The sequence below is a fragment of the Rhodococcus sp. P3_B8 genome (assembly GCF_056402775.1).
In genome coordinates this window covers 1-1428 of the sequence record NZ_JBFUGT010000619.1, presented here as the reverse complement: position 1 = coordinate 1428, position 1428 = coordinate 1, and the positions used below count along the sequence as shown (strand labels likewise).

Sequence of the window (1428 nt, the reverse complement as noted above, 5' to 3'; positions counted from 1 at the left end):
CCGGCGGGGCGCCCCTCGTGCTCGCCGCGTTCCGGATCGCGCGCCGCCAGCCCGACGCCGGTTCCGACCCGCGGCCGGACGCCGGGCCGCTGCGCGGAGGACGGATCATCGGACTCCTCGAGCGTGCCGCCGTCGCGGTGGCGATCCTCGCGGCCTGGCCGGAGGGCATCGCCGTCGTCCTGGCGGTCAAGGGACTGGCCCGCTACCCCGAACTGCGCGAACCACACGCGTCGGAACAATTCATCATCGGCACGTTCACCAGCGTGCTCTGGGCGATCGCGGTGTGCGGGACGGGACGCGCCCTCATCACGTAAGCCGTTCCCGGCGGCATCCACCGGTGCAGGACCGTCACCCCAGGGGTGCGCAGAACCAGCCCTCGGGGTGGTGGGATCCCTCCTCGACGCGGACGAGAGTCGTACTCGTCCGCATCGAGGGAGAAAAGTTTCGTGCCTACCGATTTCGTGTCCCACGTCCGCGCCCAGGTCGCCGTCTACGGCGACGACCGGTCTTACACCTACCACCGTGAGATCGGCCGGGAACTCGTCGCCGAGGAAGTGACCYACCGCGACCTGGATCGCGACGCCCGCGCACTGGCGGTGTGGCTGTCGACCCGGCCCGAGGTCGAACATCCGGTGATGCTGCTGTACGTCGACGGAATCGACTTCCTCCGCGCGTTTCTCGGGTGCCTCTACGCCGGGGTGGTCGCCGTCCCCGCGCCCGTCCCGCACGACGCGCGCAGCATGCAGCGCGTCGCCACGATGTTCGATGACGCCGACGTGCGCCTCGTCCTCACCACCGCCGCGGTCGCCGAGCCGCTCGACACCTGGATCCGCGACGCCGGGCTCGCCGCCACGGTCTCCGTCGCCGCCACCGACACCACCGAACCGGGTGATCCCGACAACTGGCGGCTCCCGGACCTGCACGGCGACACCCTGGCGTTCCTCCAGTACACCTCCGGTTCCACCAGCGAGCCGAAGGGCGTGATGGTGACCCACGGGAACCTGCTGCACAACGCCGCGGCCATGACCCTCGCCAACGGTGCGGACGACACGGTGACCGGCGCCGGCTGGCTCCCGCACTTCCACGACATGGGGCTGATCGGGATGCTGCTGCTGCCGCTCTACGTCGGCGGCAATCTCGTGTTCATGTCGCCGATGGCCTTTCTCAAGCGCCCGGTGCGATGGCTGCAGCTGATCGACCGGTACCGCGCCGACATGACCCTCGGCCCGAACTTCGCGTACGACCTCGTCGCCCGCCGGATCTCCGACGACCAACTGGCCGGGCTGGATCTCTCCTCGGTGCGGGTCGCGCTGAACGGGGCCGAACCCATCCGGCCACGCACCCTCGACGCCGTCACCGACCGGCTCGCACCGTACGGCTTCCCGGCGGGCGCGTTCCTGACCGCGTACGGGATGGCCGAGGTGACCC

Annotated in this window: 1 protein-coding gene and 1 pseudogene; both read left to right on the top strand. The window is 70.6% G+C overall.

From position 1 onward, the window contains the following. Positions 1-314: pseudogene (locus tag AC1D1G_RS45180) on the top strand (hypothetical protein); the annotation flags it as partial. 132 nt (positions 315-446) lie between these two features. After that, positions 447-1428: AMP-binding protein (locus tag AC1D1G_RS45175; RefSeq protein ID WP_477956935.1), on the top strand; the 982-nt coding region annotated here is incomplete at its 3' end.